The following is an 18,357-nucleotide window of genomic DNA, read 5'->3' as shown; positions in this document are numbered from 1 at the left end:
TCAGCGCGTCTCCGTGGAAGCCTGGCTGGGCTTGCTGTCGGCCTGGGCCTTGCGGTCCAGCTTGGTGACCCGGGGGTCGGACCAGGTGCCGTCGATGTGGAACTCCTGGGTGGCCGCCTGTATCAGGGGCCGGCGCAAAAACATCTGCGCCAGGAAGCTGCCCAGCCCTATGGCCGGGTTGATGGCGGTGGCGATCAGCGAAGCCGTGCCGGCGTTGATCTCGGGCACCACCACGACCTTGATGTCCTGCGTCTCCCTGGCGATGTCGGCCGAGCCCTCCATGAGCACGGCGGCATTGACGCCGCGCATCTGCAGGTTGTTGGTATAGGCCACGCCCTGGTTGATGTTGACGTCGCCGCGCACGAAGTCGAAGGCGAAGCCTTCGGAGAAAACGTCGCGGAAATCCAGCGCCAGCCGGCGCGGCAGGGATTGCAGGCTCAGCACGCCCAGCAACTTGGCGATGCCGGGGTCGGCCTTGACGAACTGCCCCGATTCGACATTGACGTTGAATTGCCCGCTCATGGACGGATAGTCAAAGCTCAGCGGCGAGCCCACCCAGGCCACCTGGCCTTCGAGCTTGCCCTTGCCGCGGCGAATCACCTCGCCCATGCCGAAACGCTTGAGCAGGGCTCCCGAGTCGGCGACTTCGAGCTTGAAATTCATCACCGTGCGGCGGCGTTCGGCGGCCGCACGCGCGGCGCGGTTGCCGCCCGCGGCAGCGACGGCCTGCGCGTTCAGGGCCACCCAGTTGCCGTTGGCCGTCAGCACGGCCTCGGGGAGGATCACGTTGAGTTTGTTCAGCCGCCATTCGCGCACGCCGTCGCGCGCCGCGCTGGAGGCCCCGCGGTTGACGGCGTCGATCTCGACCCGTCCCAGTTTCTTGCCGCGCAGTTCCAGGTCTTCCACGACGATGTCCAGGGCCGGGATGCTGGCCGGCTGCTCGTTCAGGATGGCTTCCACCTCGTTGGCCGCGCCGGGTTCCAGGCTCAGGCGCGAGAGCCGCGCATAGACGCGCCCGGCGCCCAAGCCGCCGGGCTGGCGGAATTCAACATAACCATTGAGCTCGCTGGCGTCGATGTTGGCGCGCCAGGTGAAGCCTTCGCGCGAGCCGCCCACCACCACGTTGTTGAGCTTGCGCCCTTCCACCACCAGTTCGCGGGCGCGTATGGCCATGGTGGTCGGCAGGTAGCTCATGGCGGCGTTCGCGGCCGAGCGGTTGAGCGCCGCGGACGCCGCCGGCGGGGCCGCCTGCAAGGTTCCGCCGACCGTGGAGTCGCCCAGCAGCCTCTGCCAGGCGTCGAGGTCCACATGGGCCAGGTTGATGTTGGCCGCCACGCCGGTCTCCTGCATGGGCGCGGCTTCGCCGGGCTCCAGGCCCACGGCGATGCCGCCGCGAATCACGCGCGGCTCGCTGCCGCTCAGGTCGCGTACGTAGACCACCGAGGCCGTGCGCCCTATCGAGACCGACAGCTGGTCTTCAAGTTTTTGCCCGGGGCCCATGGAAGCCTGCAGCAAGGCATTTTCAAAGCGCAGCGGCAGCATCGCGTCGGCAGTTTTGTTCAAGGGCGCGGGCAGGTTCAGCGCCATGCCCTGCAGGTTGCTGGAAATCGCCAGCTCCGGCACGCCGCGGCGAAACCCGAGCGTCGCGGTGTAGGCCGTGCTGCCGCTGGCGTTTTGCGCCATGCGCGCCAGCGGGCCCAGCTCCCTGGCCTGGCGCATGCCTTCGGCGCTCACGCTGCCTTGCGCCTTGAAGGTCGCGACGGTTTCCGTCTCGGCGCTGCCCGTGGCACGCGGCTGCGAACTCAGGCCGCCGTCAAAGCGTACATCGCCGCCTAGCAGTTTGGCCTGGCCGCCAGCGACGGAGAAACCCTTTTCGCTGACGTTCACCACGCCCTTGAGTTTTGCCAGCATGGGCACGGCCGCCGCGAACTGCACGTCATTGCCGGGCAGGGTGACCGTGCCTTCGACGCGCGATTTGTCGATCGAATGAATGGGCAGCTCCAGGCGAAAGCGGTAGTCGCCCGTGCCGCCGGCCTTGGCCCCGGCCAGCGCGTGGCCGGTCATGCTGCCCACCGGCGACTGGTTGACGAAGCCCAGCGCGTCGGCCAGCGCCCCCTTGAGTTCGACATTCACGTGGACCGTCGAATCATGGGTCAGGTCCGGAATACGCGCCTCGCCCTTGGCCAGCTGCAGGCCCGGCAGGCCGGCGACCTTGCCGCTGGCGCCATTCACTTCCAGCGAGGCGCGATCGAAGACCAGTTCGCCGCCCAGCTCGGCCAGGGCCGGCCAGGGCGCCGTGCCGGCCGGCTGTATGGTTTTGGGTACATAGGCGAAGTGGCCGCCGTGAATTTTGGCGGACACCCGGAAATCCCCCTGCGCCGGGTTGGTGAAGGGCAGGTGCTCGAGCGGGCCCTTGACCTTGAACTTCACGTCGCTGACCTGGCCCTGCACCACCGCGTCGCGCACGTAGTGGCGAACCTGCTCGGGCAACACCAGCGGCAAGTAGCGGTGCACCCGCGCGCCGTCGCCCCGGCTCAGGCTGCCCTGCAGGTCGAGCACGCCGGGAAAACGCAGGTCGGGCGCGCCCGCGGCGGGCGCCGGGCCGGCCACGTCCTCCGTGCGCCAGCTGGCCTGCGCCTGGCCCTGCGCGTCGGCATTGGCGAACTGCAGGTTGCGCAGCTGCGCCTCGATTTTGCGGCCCGAGAACTTCCATTGGGCCTCGACAGCCAGCTGGTCGAAGGGCACCAGGGAATCCTCAAAAACGCCGGGCAGGTCGAGCGCGCCGTTGGCGATCTTGACCTTGGCCTGCCCGCCTTCGTGGGTGAGGTCAAAGTCAATCGCGGCGCCGCTGATGCCCGGCCTGCCGGTCTTGGGATGCACCGCGGCATGCGGCGCAGCGGGTGCGGGAGCGGCCGCCGCCGGCGGCTGGGGTGCCGGCAGCGCCGCAACACTCAGGCCGGCCACCCGGCCTTTCGCGGCATAGGTGCTGGGCGCGGCGATGGGCCCTTGCCAGCGCGCCTCGACGGTCTCGACCAGCCCCTTGGGCGCGAAGGAGGCGATGAAACCGTGCGTGGCGGCATCGAGCGGCAGGCGGTTGGCAATCTGCGCGAGCGCGGCCAGGTCGAGCTTGTCGGCCTTGAGCTCGGTGTGCTGCGGCACGCCGGCCTCGTCGCCGGTGTGCGCCAGGGCCACATTGCCGCCCGGCCACTGCAGGCCGTCACGGGTGCGAAAGCGCAGGCCCTCGGTGCTGAAGTCAAAGCCGTTGGCGCGCTGGCCACCGCCTATGCGCCCCGCGACGGATTCGAAGGCCAGCGGCTGGAGCTTGGCGCCGAAGCGCGCATCCACGTCCTGCAACGCCACGTCGGCGGTGCCGCCGGTGATGCGGCCCTTGCTCACGTCGGCCCAGGCGCGCAGCGCGCCGTTGCCGCGCGCCAGCTCCACGCCCAGTGTGTCCATGTTCAGGTATTGGCGGATGCGCGACGCGTCCACACGGACGAATTCGGCAAACAGCTGCCCGGTCCAGGCGTCGAAGTCGCCGGCGCTGCCGGACAGCAGGGATTGGCGGAATATGCCCCTGACGGTGAAGCGGTCGCCCCATTCGGGGGGCGGCGTGGCGTCCAGGCGCAAGAGGTGGCGGCGACGCGCGTTGCGCATGACCCAATCGACCTGCGTGAGCGCCAGCGGCGGCGCCCGCTGCAATTCGTCGGTCCAGCGCACGGTGCCGCCGCGTATGGCGAATTCGGTTTGCGAAAAAAACCAGTCGGCCGCGGCGCTCTGGCCGCCGGCCCGGTCCTGCGAGACGTCCAGCCCGCCCACATAGATTTTCCCGTCCGCGGCGCGGCGTATGTCCAATTCGGGCTTGTCGATGTAGATCTGCTCAAAGCCCAGCCCCCAGATCGAGGAAGGCGACAGGGCGCCCAGCACGCGCGGCAGCCTCAGGGCTTCGCGGCCCTGCGCGTCCAGCAAGGTGACGTCGCTCAACTCGAAGGAAGGGATCATGCCCTGGGAATGCGCGGTGATGCCGCCTATGCGCACAGGCACCCCCAAGGCCTTGCTGGCCTCTATTTCCAGGCGCGGACGGAATTCGCCGATTCGCGGCACAATCCAGCCATGCAGCACGAACCAGCTCAGGCCAAAGAGCAGCCAGGCCGCGGCGACAAGCCACAACAGGATGCGCAGGATCAAGGCAAGCCAGTGCAGGCGGCGCGGCGGCAGGGTGGACAGGCTGGGAATCGTTGGCTCCATTGACCAGAGAATTATGACCGCCGGGGCGCTTATCCGCCCGGCGGGGGACCATGAAGTTTTGTGAAGTAGTGTGATGACCGTTGCCCTGACCGCCAGCCCTGACTCTCCCTCCGCCGCCGGGCCGGCCGCGTCAGGTTATTCCCGCTTTGTCCAGCGCGTGCGCCGCCGCTACGCCGAATGGCTCCCGCTGCTACCCCCCGGCGCACCAGTTCGGGCAAGCATGCAGACCGCCCTGGATGCCCTGCTGGCGCAGGGGCTGGAAACCGGCGCCGCGCTGCGGGTGCTGCGCCAGCTCGTGATGGAAAGGCTGGTGGTGCTCGATTGCGACGGCGCCAGCGAAGACCAGGCGCCGCTGAAAGTCGTGACCTGCGCCATGACCGAGCTGGCGGAACTGGCGCTCGATGTGGCCATGCGGGAGTCGGCGCGCATGCTAGACGCCCAGCACGGCGCGCCGCAAGCCCCCGGTGGGGAGCGCGCCCGGATGTGGGTGGTCGGCATGGGCAAGCTGGGCGCGCGCGAACTCAATGTCTCCAGCGACATCGACCTGATCTATGTCTACGACCACCACGGCGAAACCGCCGGGCGCAGCGACGGCCGCGGGCAGATCTCGAACCACGAATACTTCGCGCACCAGGTCAAGGCCGTCTTCAGCCTGATCGGCGACGCCACCGAGCACGGCTTTGTTTTCCGGGTGGACCTGGCGCTCAGGCCCAACGGCAATTCCGGCCCCGCCGCCGTCTCGCTCAGCGCGCTGGAGGAATATTTCCAGGCGCAGGGCCGCGAATGGGAGCGTTTTGCCTGGCTCAAGAGCCGTGTGGTGGCACCGCTGGCGTGCGTGCAAAGCGGCGCCGCGCAGGCGCTGCGCGGCCCGGTGCTGCCCTTTGTGTTCAGGCGCTACCTCGACTACAACGTGTTCGACGCGCTGCGCACCCTGCACCGGCAGATTCGCGAGCATGCGGCCAAACGTTGCGCCGGCCATCCCGAACGCGCCAACGACGTCAAGATGTCGCGCGGCGGTATACGCGAAATCGAATTCACCGTGCAGCTGCTGCAGGTGGTGCGCGGCGGGCAGTTTCCGGAGCTGCGCACCCGCCCCACGGTGGACGCCCTGCAGCGCGTGGCCCGCGCGGGCCTGATGCCGCAGGAAACGGCCGACGCGCTGGCGCGGGCCTACGATTTCCTGCGCCGGGTAGAGCACCGCATCCAGTACCTGGACGACCAGCAGACCCACGTGCTGCCCACACGCGACGACGACCTGGCCTGGATCGCGGAAACACTGGGCTACGGCAACTGCTGCCCCTTTCTCAGCGAGCTCGACGCGCACCGCGAACTGGTGGCCGGCGAGTTCGACAAGCTGCTGGGCGGCAAGGCCGACTGCAAGGGCTGCGGCGGCAAGGCTAAGGCCGCGCCGCAGCAGCTTGACGACCTGCTGGAGCAGCTCTCGGAACAATGGCCCGAACAGTTCCGCGCCCGCCTGGCGCTGTGGCGCCAGCATCCCCGCGTGCTGGGCCTGCGCGAGGATTCGCGCGCGCGCCTGACGCGGCTGGTGCAGCGCACCGCCGCCTGGCTGGCCGAGGGCACGGTGACGGAAGAAGCCGCGGTGCGCATCATCGACTGGATAGAACCCCTGCTCAGGCGCGAAAGCTACCTGGCGCTGCTGCTGGAACGTCCGGCCGTGCATGAACGCCTGCTGCGCCTGCTGGGCGCGGCCAAATGGCCCGCGCGCTACCTGCTGCAGCACCCCGGCGTGATTGACGAGTTGGCCAGCGATGAGCTGCTCAAGGAACGCTTTGACGGCGCGGCTTTCGCCCGCGACGTTGAGCAGCGGCTGGCGGCTCTGCGCAGCACCGGCGAGGACGACGAGGAAACCTGCCTGAACCTGCTGCGCCGCGCCCACCATGCCGAGGTCTTTCGTACGCTGGCGCGCGACCTCGAAGGCGTGCTCACGGTCGAGCAGGTGGCCGACGACCTGAGCGCGCTGGCCGAGGCGATTCTGGACATCACCGCGCGCTGGTGCTGGCAGCGCCTGAAAAACCGCCACCGCGAAACGCCGCAGTTCGCCATCATTGCCTACGGCAAGCTGGGCGGCAAGGAGCTCGGCTACGGCAGCGACCTGGACATCGTCTTCGTCTACGAGGACGAGGACGAACGCGCGCCCGAGGTCTATGCGGCCTTTGTGCGCAAGCTGATCAACTGGCTGACCATCAAGACCGGCGAAGGCGACCTGTTCGAGATCGACACGGCCCTGCGCCCCAACGGCAATTCGGGCCTGCTGGTCACCAGCTTCGAGGCCTACACCCGCTACCAGCAGCAGCGCGGCAGCAACACCGCCTGGACCTGGGAACACCAGGCCATGACGCGCGCGCGCTGCGTGCTCGGCGGCGATTCGCTGCGCCAGCGCTTTGACCAGGTGCGCGAGACCGTCATCACCGCCCCGCGCGACACCGCGGCGCTGCGCGGGGAAATCGTCGCCATGCGCGAGAAGGTGCGCAGCGCGCGCCCGGTGCGGGGCGACAAATTCGACGTGAAACACAGCCCCGGCGGCATGGTGGACGCCGAGTTCGCCGTGCAATTCCTGGTGCTGTCCGAATCCGCGCGGCACCCGGAGCTGATCGCCAACGTGGGCAACATCTCCCTGCTGCAGCGCGCCGAGGCCGCCGGCCTGCTGCCGCCCGGCGTGGGCCAGCGCGCGGCCGCCGCCTACCGCGAACTGCGGCGCGTGCAGCACCGCGCGCGCCTCAACGAGGAGCCGACCCAGGTCAGCCCGCCGGCACTGCAGGCCGAGTGCGACGCCATCCGGCAGTTGTGGATATCCACCTTCAAATCAAACGATTGATTTAATTCAATCAATTGTTTGACTCATGTGCTCTAATGCGGGCACATGACTGCCGATCCACGCCCCAAAACAGTTTCGCGCTCCGCCGGCACTGAAGGCGAAACCCGCAAGCAGCGCTCCGACGGCGCCCACGCCAGGGCGCACCTGCTGCACGCGGCGCTGCGCCTGTTCTCCGAGAAGGGTTTTGCCAAGACCTCGATACGCGACATCGCCCAGGCCGCCAGCGCCAACGTGGCGGCCATCAGCTATTACTTCGGCGACAAGGCGGGGCTGTACCGCGCCGTGTTCACCGAACCGCTGGGCAGCGCGCGCGACGACATCGCGCTGTACGACCAGCCGAGCTTCACGCTGCGCCAGTCGCTGGAAGGTTTTTTCGCGGGTTTCCTGGAGCCTTTGCGCCAGGGGGAATTGGTGCAGCTGTCGACCCGGCTGCATTTTCGCGAAATGCTGGAGCCCACGGGCCTGTGGGCCGAAGAAATCGACAACGGCATCAAGCCCGCGCACGCGGCCCTGGTGAAGGTGCTGTGCCGCCACCTGGGGCTCGCCAAGGCCGACGACGAGGTGCACAGGCTGGCCTTTTCCATCACCGGCCTGGCCATCCACATGTTCATCAGCCGCGAGGTGGTGGATGCGATCCGGCCCCAGCTATTCGGCACGCCCGACGCCGTGGAGCAGTGGGCCGCCAGCCTGGTGGCCTATGCCGAAGCCATGGTCGCCGTCGAAGCGGCCCGGCGCAAACACCTTCCCGACCATCCCGCGGCCGGCACGCCGCACCTGAAAACCGCAAGCCATGAAAAAACCTGATTCCCGGGGCACGCCGTCCCGCCTGCCGGCGCTGGGGCTTTTGGCCGCCTGTGCACTGCTGCTGGCCGGCTGCGCCACGGACCTGCCTCACAACACACCGGCCGCCCCCGTGCCCACGCAATGGCAGGCGCCCTTGCCGGCTGCGGCGGCGGGCACCACCGCGGCACTGCCCCACAGCGGCAGCCTGGCCGGGCTGTCCCGCTGGTGGGAGCAGCAAAACGACCCGCTGCTGGTGGAACTGATCATGGCAGCCGAGGCCGCCAGCCCCAGCGTCTCGACGGCGCGCTCCAACATCGAGCAGGCGCGGGCTTCGCGCGTGGCTTCCGGCGCGGCCATGCTGCCCACGCTGGACGCCATCGGCAGCGCCAGCCGCGGGCGCTCGGCCCCGGTGAACCGGGCAACGCCGCCGATCGCCACGACGCTGGAGGCAGGCCTGCAGACGTCCTGGGAAATCGACCTGTTCGGCCAGTACGCGGCCAGCCGGGATGCCGACCAGCAGCGCCTTGAAGGTTCGCAGGCCCTGTGGCATGCGGCGCGCGTCTCGGTTGCTGCCGAAGTCGCGACGCAGTATTACAGCTTGCGCGCCTGCGAAAAACTGCTGGAGGTCGCGCGCGCCGACGCCGCCTCGCGGGCCGAAACCGCGCGGCTCGCCGAGCTGAGCACCAAAGCCGGCTTCCAGGCACCCGCCACCGCGGCATTGGCCCGCGCCAGCGCCGCGGAAGGGCACGGCAACGCCATCCAGCAGCGCACACTGTGCGACCTGGACATCAAGTCACTGGTGGCGCTCACGGCCCTCGAAGAGCCCGCCCTGCGGCAAAAACTCGCCACCGCGCCCGCCGACCTGGCGCGCGAGTCGATGGCGCCCATCATCAGCGTGCCCGCCGAGGTCCTGGCCCAGCGGCCCGACATCTTCAACGCGGCGCGCGAGGTGGATGCGGCCCACCTGGAAGTGGGCAGCGCGCGCGCGCAACGCTTCCCGAGGCTCAGCCTGAGCGGCTCGGTGTTCACCACCAAGTCGCGCACCAGCGCCTCCACGCAGCGTTTTGACACCTGGACGGTCGGGCCGCTGCAGCTGACGGTTCCGCTGTTTGACGGCGGCGCCAGCGAGGCCAATGTGGAGGCTGCCAAGGCCCGCTACGAGGACGCCGTGGCCCAGTACCGTGCCAGCGTGCGCAAAGCCGTGCAGGAGGTGGAGGAAGCGCTGGTCAAGCTGCAAAGCACCGCCGAGCGCAACGACGACGCGCGGGTCGCCGCGCAAGGCTACCGCGCCTCCTTCACCGGCACCGAGGCCCGCTACAAGAGCGGGCTGGCCAGCCTGGTCGAACTCGAGGACGCGCGCCGCACGCTGCTGGCGGCGCAAAGCAATGTGGTCACGCTGCAGCGCGAGCGCCGCAGCGCCTGGGTCGCGTTGTACCGCGCGCTGGGTGGCGGCTGGACGACGGCCGAGCCGCCGGTGCCGCCCCTGGTGTCGGACGTGCCCGCCCCATTCACCCCCGCCGCCATCACCGCGCCCTGAGGCCGCCACGCCATCACTCCGCCACCTTTGACAGAGCCCTTGCACACCATGCCCAAACTCAAGCCCACCCCTTTTGCCATCGCCTTGATCGCCGCTGCCGTGCTGGTGGCGGGAGGCGCCGCCTTTTTCCTTTCCCGCTCGGAGGCCAAAGGCGATGCCCCGCCCACCGCCAAGCCGGCCCTGACCGTCGCCACGGCGCTGCCGCGGCAGATGAGCCTGCCGGTCAAGCTCAGCGCCAACGGCAACATCACGGCCTGGCAGGAAGCCGTGATCGGCTCCGAGTCCAACGGCTTGCGGCTGGTGCAGGTGCAGGCCAACGTCGGCGACCAGGTCAAGGCCGGGCAGGTGCTCGCGGTGTTCTCGGGCGACAGCGTGCAAGCCGACACCGCGCAGGCCCGCGCCAGCCTGATCGAGGCGCAGGCCAACGCGGCCGACGCGGCCGACAATGCGGCGCGCGCGCGCACCCTGGCCAGCTCGGGCGCGCTGAGCGACCAGCAGATCAACCAGTACAACACCGCCGAGCAGACCGCCAAGGCGCGTGTCGAGGCGGCCAAGGCCGTGCTTGACGCGCAGCAGCTGCGCGGCAAGAACACCCAGGTGCTGGCGCCCGACAGCGGCGTGATCTCCGCGCGCACCGCGACGGTGGGCTCGGTGGTGCCCCAGGGCACCGAGTTGTTCCGCCTGATACGGGGCGGGCGCCTCGAGTGGCGCGCGGAGGTGACCTCGGCCGAGCTGGGCCGTATCAAGGCCGGCACCACGGCCAGGGTGGTGGCCGCCAGCGGTGCCGAACTCAAGGGCCGGGTGCGCATGATCGCCCCCAGCGTGGACCCGCAAACCCGCGCGGCGCTGGTCTATGTGGACCTGCCGGTTTCCGCCGGCATGGCCTCGCCGGCCAAGGCCGGCATGTTCGCGCGCGGGGAATTCGAGCTGGGCGAGACGCCCGCACTGACCGTGCCCCAGCCGGCGCTGGTGGTGCGCGACGGCTTTAACTACCTGTTTCGCCTCAATGCCGATAACCGCATCAGCCAGCTCAAGGTGCAGACCGGCCGGCTGGCAGGCGACAGGGTCGAGATCACCTCCGGCCTGGCCGCGGACGCGCGCATCATCGTCAGCGGCGCGGGCTTCCTGAACGACGGCGACCTGGTCAGGGTCAGCGATGCCGTCCCCGCCGCACCGGCCACCGCCAGGCCGGCGACGGCCGCCAGCAAGTAAGGAGCAGGCCCATGAATGTCTCCTCCTGGTCGATCAAGAACCCGATTCCGGCGGTCATGCTGTTTGTGCTGCTGACTTTCGCCGGCATGCTGTCCTTCAAGGCGATGAAGGTGCAAAACTTTCCCGACATCGACCTGCCCACGGTGACGGTGTCGGCCTCGCTGCCGGGCGCGGCGCCCGCCCAGCTTGAAACCGAAGTGGCGCGCAAGCTGGAAAACTCCATCGCCACGGTGCAGGGCCTCAAGCACATCTATACCAAGGTGCAGGACGGCGGCGCCACCATCACGGCCGAGTTCCGGCTCGAAAAACCCGTGCAGGAAGCCGTGGACGACGTGCGCGCCGCGGTGTCCAAGGTGCGCAGCGAACTGCCCGCCGACGTGCGCGAACCGGTGGTCTCCAAGATGGACCTGGCCGGCCAGCCCGTGCTGGCCTTCACCATCCGCTCGCCGCGCATGGACGAGGAGGCACTGTCCTGGTTCGTCGACAACGACGTTTCGCGCAAGCTGCTGGCGGTGCGCGGCGTGGGCGCGGTCAACCGCGTGGGCGGCGTCTCGCGCGAGGTGCGCGTGGCGCTGGATCCGTCGCGCCTGCAGGCCCTGGGCGCCACGGCGTCCGATATCTCGCGCCAGCTGCGCCAGGTGCAGACGGAAAGCGCCGGTGGGCGCGCCGACCTGGGCGGCAGCGAGCAGCCCATGCGCACCCTGGCGACGGTGAAGTCGGCCGCGGAACTGGCCGGCATCGAGCTGGCCCTGAGCGACGGCCGGCGCATACGGCTGGATCAGGTCGCCACCGTGACCGACACCACCGCCGAGCCGCGCGCGGCCGCGCTGCTGGACGGCAAACCTGTGGTCGGGTTCGAGGTCTCGCGCAGCCGCGGGGAAAGTGAAGTGGCCGTGGGCGCCGCCGTGCAGGCCGCGCTGGCCGAACTCAAGCGGCAATACCCCGACGTGGAACTTGTGGAAGCCTTCAACTTCGTCAAGCCGGTGCAAGAGGAATACGACGGCTCCATGCACCTGCTCTACGAGGGCGGCATCCTGGCCGTGCTGGTGGTGTGGCTGTTCCTGCGCGACTGGCGCGCCACCTTCGTCTCCGCGGTGGCGCTGCCGCTGTCGGTGATCCCGGCCTTCATCGGCATGCACTTGCTGGGCTTTTCCATCAATGTGATCACGCTGCTGGCGCTCTCGCTGGTGATAGGTATCCTGGTGGACGACGCCATCGTCGAGGTGGAAAACATCGTGCGCCACCTGCGCATGGGGAAAACGCCTTATGAGGCCGCGATGGAAGCGGCCGACGAAATCGGCCTGGCGGTGATTGCCACCACCTTCACCCTGATCGCTGTGTTCCTGCCCACCGCCTTCATGAGCGGCGTGGCCGGCAAATTCTTCAAGCAGTTCGGCTGGACCGCCTCGCTGGCCGTGTTCGCCTCGCTGGTGGTAGCGCGGGTGCTCACGCCCATGATGGCGGCCTACATCCTCAAGCCCGTGGTGGGCACGCACACCGACCCGGGCTGGATGCGGTGGTACATGCGGGCCGCCACCTGGTGCCTGCATCACCGCGTGAAGACCATGGCCATGGCCACGCTGTTTTTCTTCGGCTCGGTGGCGCTGGTGCCGCTGCTGCCCACGGGTTTCATCCCACCCGACGACAACTCGCAGACCCAGGTTTACCTGGAGCTGCCGCCCGGCGCGACACTGGCGCAGACCAGGGCCTCGGCCGAGCATGCGCGCCAGCTCATCAGCAAGGTCGAGCACGTCAAGAACGTCTACACCACCATAGGCGGGGGCACGGCCGGCGGCGACCCCTTTGCCATGCAGGGCGCGGCGGAAACCCGCAAGGCCACGCTGACCGTGCTGCTCGATGAGCGCAACGAACGCCCGCGCAAGCAGGGCATCGAAAACAAGATGCGCGCGGCCCTGGAATCTTTGCCCGGCGTGCGCAGCAAGGTCGGCCTGGGCGGATCCGGCGAAGCCTATATGCTGGTGCTGACGGCCGAAGACGCCAACGCCCTGCAGGCCGCCGCAATGGCGGTGGAAAAAGATTTGCGCACCATTCCCGGCCTGGGCAATATTTCATCGAGCGCCAGCCTGGTGCGGCCTGAAATCGCCATCAAGCCGGACTTCGCGCGCGCGGCCGACCTGGGCGTGACCAGCGCGGCCATGGGCGAGACACTGCGTATCGCGACGGTCGGCGACTACGAGGAATCGCTGCCCAAGCTCAACCTCTCGCAGCGCCAGGTGCCCATCGTCGTCAAGCTCGACGATGCGGCCCGCAAGGACCTGAGTGTGCTCGAGCGTCTGGCCGTGCCCAGCGTCAAGCCCGGCGTCGGCCCGGTCATGCTGGGCCAGGTGGCCACGCTGGAAATCACCGGCGGGCCGGCGGTCATAGACCGCTACGACCGGTCGCGCAACGTCAAGTTCGAGATCGAGCTCTCGGGCCGGGCCCTGGGCGACATCACCGAGGCCGTCAAGCAGTTGCCGGCCATCAAGAACCTGCCGGCGGGCGTCAAGGTGGTGGAAATCGGCGATGCCGAGGTCATGGGAGAGCTGTTTGCCAGCTTCGGCCTGGCCATGCTGACCGGCGTGCTGTGCATCTACATCGTGCTGGTGTTGCTGTTCAAGGACTTCCTGCATCCGGTCACCATTCTGGCGGCCCTGCCGCTGTCCCTGGGCGGCGCCTTCGTCGGCCTGCTGGTCGCACAGAAGAGCTTCTCCATGCCTTCGCTGATCGGCTTGATCATGCTGATGGGCATCGCCACCAAGAATTCCATCCTGCTGGTGGAGTACGCCATCGTGGCGCGGCGCGACCACAATATGTCGCGCTGGGACGCGCTGCTGGACGCCTGCCACAAGCGCGCGCGGCCCATCATCATGACCACGCTGGCCATGGGCGCCGGCATGATGCCTATCGCGCTGGGCCTGGGCGCGGCCGACCCGAGCTTTCGCTCGCCGATGTCGATTGCCGTGATCGGCGGCCTGATCACCTCCACCGTGCTCAGCCTGCTGGTGGTGCCCGCGGTGTTCACCTATATCGACGACCTGGAGCACTTCGTCCGGCGCACCAGCAGGCGATTGCGCGGCCGGCACGGCGACGCCCCCGCTCCGGCGCAGGCCGGGGAATAAGCCGGGTGCGGCGAGGGGGCTCTTGCCTGCTCGCCAAAAAAAGCCCGGCCGGCGTGCGATTGTGCTGATTTAGACGGTTTCGCCCAGCCGGGTTTTGTAGCCTCCTGAGATGGGCTGGCTTATACTCACTGGTTCAGCTTTACATTTCTTCACATGTCTAAACGCGTACTGCTTTCGGGCGCAACCGGCCTGATTGGCGGCGAGTTAATGCTTCTTCTGGCCGCGCGCGGCGTCTACAGCACCGCTGTGGTGCGCGCCGCCGATTCGAACCAAGCCCGTGACCGCCTCCTGGAGCGCCTGAAAAAGAGCGTTCTGTGGAAACCCGAATTCGCCGAAATGGTGTCCGCCGAAGCCGGCGACGTCATCGAGCCCAATTTCGGCCTGAGCACGGCCGTGCTGCAGTCCGCCGACGTGATCCTGCACTCGGCGGCCAGCACCTCCTTCAAGCCCGGCGCAGGGGTTTACCCTATCAACATCAAGGCCGCCGAGCAGTTTTCCGGCATCCTTAAAAACCTGGCTCCGTCGCAGCGCGGCTTTTTTGTCGGCACCGCGGCGGTTACCACCGAGCCGCGCGGCGTGATCACGGAAGACATGCCATTCGCCGGCTACGCCAATGACTACATCCGGTCCAAGCGCGACGCCGAAACCTTGCTGCGCGCCGCCGGCAGCCCCTTTGTCAGCCTGCGCCCCGGCATCGTGCTGTCGCGCGGCATTGACGACGCCAAGCTTTCCCGCAATATGCTGTGGTCGATTCCCGTGATGGCCGAGTTAGGGGACGTTCCCCTGGATCCCTTGGCCAAGCTCGATTTCGCGCCTGTGGACTTCATCGCCGGCGCTTTCGCCGAAATGCTGCTCAAGGGCGAACTGGCCCACGACTGCTACCACGTGTCAACCGGCGAAGACTCCATGACGTTCAAAGTGCTGGCCGACGAGTTGACGGCCACCATGCCGGGCATAGGCAAGCTGGTGATGCGGGGGCGCGACTTCGTGCCGACACCCAAATTCGCCCGCCAGCGCTGGATGTTCGAGGCACTGCAACCCTACCTGCCTTTTTTGACAGCCGATGCGGTGTTCAGCAACGCCCGTTTGCGCGCTGAAATCGGCGCGGCGGCCGTTGCACCGGCGCCTGTCAGCTATTTAGGGGAGCTCCTGGGAACGTTCAGCCTGTCGGATGCCGTCCGGCAGATGTACACCCCCTGAAGCACAAAAACAACGCCACCGCTTTTGTAAAATAACCTCGAGGTTTGAACAAAGGTCAGCTGTCACGGCGATGGTGGGACAATGACGCTTTGCATATACGTACTGGTTGGGTGATGAATTCTGATTTGATCAAACTTTTTGCCGAGACATTTGGCATCAGCGAGGAAAAACTGCTGCCTGATGCCACGCTGGAAAGCCTTGGATTGGACTCCCTGGCGGTCATCGAATTCCTCTTCCAGATTGAAGACCAGTTCGGCATCCAGATTCCCGACCAGGCCAATCCGCCCCGGACCCTGGCCGAAATGGTCCAGCTGATCGAGCCTTTGCTGCCATCGGGCAAGCCCGCCGCTTAAGCCCCTGGCGGGCGCCCCAGGACATCCATGCGTCGCGTTGCCATCACGGGTCTGGGCGTTATTTCCGCCGTGGGGACCGGCACCCCGGCTTTTTTTGACGCCCTGCTGACCGCCCGCTCCGGCATCCGCGCCGTCGACATTCCCTTTCCCACCGGCACCGAAAGCGTGCTGGCCGGCGCGATCGATTTTGATCCCGACCCCCATTTCCCGCGCGCCCGGCTGCTGACCATGGACCGCGTCAGCCAGTTTGCGCTGGTGGCGGGCCGCGAAGCCATGTCGCAGGCCGGCCTGGGAGACCCCGCCGCCGTGCACAACAGCTTTGCCGCCGAGCGCTTTGGCGTATCCCTGGGCACGGGCAGCGGCGGCGCCAGCTCCACCGACGTGGCTTACACGGCCTTGCTCGAGCAAAAGGTTGCCCGCCTGCGCCCCATGACCGTGGTGCTGGCAATGAATAACGCGATTGCCGCCCATGTATCGATGGAGTTCGGCCTGAAGGGGCCGAGCAGCACCATCTCCAACGCCTGCGCTTCCTCGGCCGCTTCCATTGGCGAGGCCTTCCGGCAAATCCGCCATGGCTATGCCGACGCCATGCTGGCCGGCGGCTCGGAAGCGCTGCTCAACCGCGGCACCATCAAGGCCTGGCAGGCCATGCACACCCTGGCCAAGCCCCACGCCGACGGCCCCGAAACATCCTGCCGCCCGTTCTCTTCCGACCGCAGCGGCCTGGTGCTGGCCGAAGGCGCTGCCATGCTGGTGCTCGAAGAATGGGAAAGCGCCAAACGCCGCGGCGCCACCATCCTGGCCGAGCTCTGCGGCTACGCCTCCACCACCGATGCCCATCACCTGACGCAGCCCGACGCCCAAGGCCAGGCGCGCGCCATGACGTTGGCGCTGGCGGATGCGGGAATGCGGGCCTCCGATATCGGCTACCTCAATGCCCACGGCACCGCGACCGACGTAGGCGACGTGGTGGAAACCAGCGCCATCAAGCTGGCCTTCCAGGACCTTGCCTGGGACCTGCCCATCAGTTCCAGCAAGGGCGTGCACGGCCATGCCATGGGCGCGGCCGGCGCCATGGAATTCATCGCGAGCGTGATGGCCCTGCGCGCCGGGCAACTGCCGCCCACGGCCTTTTTGCACCAGCCCGACCCGCGCTGCGACCTGGACTACGTCCCGCTGACGCCGCGCGGCGCCAAGGGCCTGCGTGCGGTGATGTCCAATTCCTTTGCCTTTGGCGGCTCCAATGCCGTGCTGATCGCCAAGACGGCCTGACGCTGCCGCACCGGCCTCAAGTGCCGCCTGCAGCCCTGATTTTTTTCACCAGCGCCGTGGTGGAGTAGCCGTCCACAAACGGGATCGCCCGGGCGTCGCCGCCATAGGCCCTGACCACCGCCGTTTCGGCGAGCTTGTCCATGTCATAGTCGCCACCCTTGACCAGCAGGTCGGGCCGCAGCTCGGAAATCAGCTCCAGCGGCGTGTCCTCGTCGAACCAGGTGACCAGGCTCACCGACTCCAGCGCGGCCATCATGACGGCTCGGTCCTGCTCGTTGTTGAGCGGCCGGTCAGGCCCCTTGCCGAGCCGCCGGGCCGAGGCGTCGGTGTTCAGGGCAACCACCAGGCTACCGCCCAGCGCGCGCGCCTGGGCCAGGTAGCTGGCATGCCCGCGGTGCAGCACGTCAAACACCCCGTTGGTAAAGACGATAGGGCGGGGCAGCGCGGCCAGGCGCCGCGGCGCCTCCTCTCGGGAGACGATTTTTTTCAGGAATTCGGGGGGCTGGGGATGGCTGGACATCCCGAGACTTTAACGGAAGGCCTGGGCCACGATCTCGACCAGCAGGCCACCGTCCAGCTCGGCGCCCACCACGGCACGCTGGGGCCAGGCGGCGCTGTCCTCGCCTACCCACGCGCGCCAAACGGCGTCCAATTGTTTCTTGTGCCGCATGTCGGGCAGGAAGATCTGCACGCTCAGCAGCGATGCACGCGAAGCGCCTACATGCGCCAGGTGGGCATCAAGCATCTCCAGCGTCTGCGAAAGCTGGCCATCAAAATCCAGCAGGGGGTCGCTGGCGTTCGCCACCGCGAATACCTGCGCGCCGCGCGCGACCACCCGGCTTCGGCCGCCGGCGCTGCTCGGCCAGCGCAGGTCCTGCATCAGGCCCCGGCGGGAGACGGCTTGGCGCTGATGGAATCGGCAAGCTCCTTGCCGATCTCCTTGCGGTAACGGTTGAGCTCCTGCACGGTCTTGAAGCTCTGGTTCATCAGCAGGCTCAGGTTGTGCAGGATGCGCTCGACCACCTTGCCTTCCCACACCGCGTCGAACTTGATCTGCGTGTCCAGCCAGTGCTCCAGCCATTCCGGGTTGGGCAAGCGGCTCTGGATGGTGTCGCGCGGAAACAGGCTCTTGTTCACGTGCAGATTGGTCGGGTGCAGGGCCTGCGCCGTACGGCGGGCACTGGCCATCAGCACGCCGACCTTGGTGAAGGCGGATTTCGCTTCATTGCCGAAGTTGTTGATGGCGCGCTTCATGTAGCGCAGGTAGGCGCCGCCGTGGCGCGCTTCGTCCTGGCTCAGCTGGGTGTAAATCTGCTTGATGACCGGCTCGGTGTGCCATTCGCTGGCACGGCGATACCAGTGGTTCAGGCGGATCTCGCCGCAAAAATGCAGCATCAGGGTTTCCAGCGCGGGCGCGGGTTCGAACTCGAAGCGAACCTCGTGCAGTTCTTTTTCGGTGGGGGCGAGGTCGGGCCGGAAGCGCTTGAGGTATTCCATCAGCACCAGCGAGTGTTTTTGCTCCTCGAAGAACCAGATCGACATGAAGGCCGAAAAATCGCTGTCATCCTTGTTGTCGCGCAGGAACATTTCCGTGGCGGGCAATGCGGACCATTCGGTGATGGCATTCATCTTGATGGTCTGGGCCTGCTCATCGGTCAGCTTGGCAGGGTCAAAACTGGCCCATGGAATGTCCTTATCCATGTCCCAACGGACGGATTCAAGTTGTTTGAACAGTTCGGGGTAAAGCATTGAGAACTCCTTCGCGATCGAATTCGCGGATAAATCTGCCTCGGACGCTGC

Annotated in this window: 12 protein-coding genes; 8 read left to right on the top strand and 4 right to left on the bottom strand. The window is 67.6% G+C overall.

What is annotated here, in order from left to right; genetic code table 11:
* Nucleotides 1-4,245 (bottom strand): YhdP family protein, encoded by a 4,245-nt coding sequence (locus ACEN9P_RS12355; protein ID WP_495619403.1) that lies wholly within the window; start codon nt 4,243-4,245, stop codon nt 1-3.
* Between the two features lie 73 nt (nt 4,246-4,318).
* Between ACEN9P_RS12355 and glnE the strand changes: the two genes are divergently transcribed.
* The 8 genes from glnE (at nt 4,319) to ACEN9P_RS12315 (ending at nt 16,557) form a co-directional block, all read left to right on the top strand.
* Nucleotides 4,319-7,081 (top strand): bifunctional [glutamate--ammonia ligase]-adenylyl-L-tyrosine phosphorylase/[glutamate--ammonia-ligase] adenylyltransferase, encoded by a 2,763-nt coding sequence (gene glnE, locus ACEN9P_RS12350; RefSeq protein ID WP_495619402.1) that lies wholly within the window; start codon nt 4,319-4,321, stop codon nt 7,079-7,081.
* A 45-nt stretch (nt 7,082-7,126) separates the two neighbouring features.
* Nucleotides 7,127-7,885 (top strand): CerR family C-terminal domain-containing protein, encoded by a 759-nt coding sequence (locus ACEN9P_RS12345; RefSeq protein ID WP_477662104.1) that lies wholly within the window; start codon nt 7,127-7,129, stop codon nt 7,883-7,885.
* Nucleotides 7,872-9,401 (top strand): efflux transporter outer membrane subunit, encoded by a 1,530-nt coding sequence (locus tag ACEN9P_RS12340; protein WP_495619401.1) that lies wholly within the window; start codon nt 7,872-7,874, stop codon nt 9,399-9,401. The genes ACEN9P_RS12345 and ACEN9P_RS12340 overlap by 14 nt, the downstream gene beginning before the upstream one ends.
* 48 nt (nt 9,402-9,449) lie before the next feature.
* Nucleotides 9,450-10,613 (top strand): efflux RND transporter periplasmic adaptor subunit, encoded by a 1,164-nt coding sequence (locus ACEN9P_RS12335; protein ID WP_477662106.1) that lies wholly within the window; start codon nt 9,450-9,452, stop codon nt 10,611-10,613.
* A gap of 11 nt (nt 10,614-10,624) precedes the next feature.
* Nucleotides 10,625-13,732 (top strand): efflux RND transporter permease subunit, encoded by a 3,108-nt coding sequence (locus ACEN9P_RS12330; RefSeq protein WP_477662107.1) that lies wholly within the window; start codon nt 10,625-10,627, stop codon nt 13,730-13,732.
* A 153-nt stretch (nt 13,733-13,885) separates the two neighbouring features.
* Nucleotides 13,886-14,932 (top strand): SDR family oxidoreductase, encoded by a 1,047-nt coding sequence (locus tag ACEN9P_RS12325; RefSeq protein WP_477701161.1) that lies wholly within the window; start codon nt 13,886-13,888, stop codon nt 14,930-14,932.
* Between the two features lie 125 nt (nt 14,933-15,057).
* Nucleotides 15,058-15,285 (top strand): acyl carrier protein, encoded by a 228-nt coding sequence (locus ACEN9P_RS12320; protein WP_051001974.1) that lies wholly within the window; start codon nt 15,058-15,060, stop codon nt 15,283-15,285.
* A gap of 27 nt (nt 15,286-15,312) precedes the next feature.
* Nucleotides 15,313-16,557, top strand: a complete 1,245-nt coding sequence (locus ACEN9P_RS12315) for a beta-ketoacyl-[acyl-carrier-protein] synthase family protein (protein WP_477662109.1) — start codon at nt 15,313-15,315, stop codon at nt 16,555-16,557.
* A gap of 16 nt (nt 16,558-16,573) precedes the next feature.
* Here the strand turns inward: ACEN9P_RS12315 and rfaE2 are convergent, their stop codons facing one another.
* Genes rfaE2 through ACEN9P_RS12300 form a run of 3 tightly spaced genes read right to left on the bottom strand, consistent with a single transcriptional unit; the run spans nt 16,574 to nt 18,306 of the window.
* A complete protein-coding gene (rfaE2, locus tag ACEN9P_RS12310; protein ID WP_477662110.1) occupies nt 16,574-17,077 on the bottom strand; it encodes a D-glycero-beta-D-manno-heptose 1-phosphate adenylyltransferase in 504 nt (167 codons plus the stop codon).
* Between the two features lie 9 nt (nt 17,078-17,086).
* The gene (locus ACEN9P_RS12305) at nt 17,087-17,437 is read right to left on the bottom strand and encodes a Rid family hydrolase (RefSeq protein ID WP_477662111.1); all 351 of its coding nucleotides are present in this window, start codon (nt 17,435-17,437) and stop codon (nt 17,087-17,089) included.
* Nucleotides 17,437-18,306 (bottom strand): ferritin family protein, encoded by an 870-nt coding sequence (locus ACEN9P_RS12300; protein ID WP_477662112.1) that lies wholly within the window; start codon nt 18,304-18,306, stop codon nt 17,437-17,439. The genes ACEN9P_RS12305 and ACEN9P_RS12300 overlap by 1 nt, the downstream gene beginning before the upstream one ends.
* Nucleotides 18,307-18,357: the final 51 nt, after the last annotated feature.

Source organism: Polaromonas sp. Polasp52 (assembly GCF_059491565.1).
Note: the sequence above shows the minus strand (reverse complement) of the source record. Positions and strands in the feature narration are given on the sequence as shown.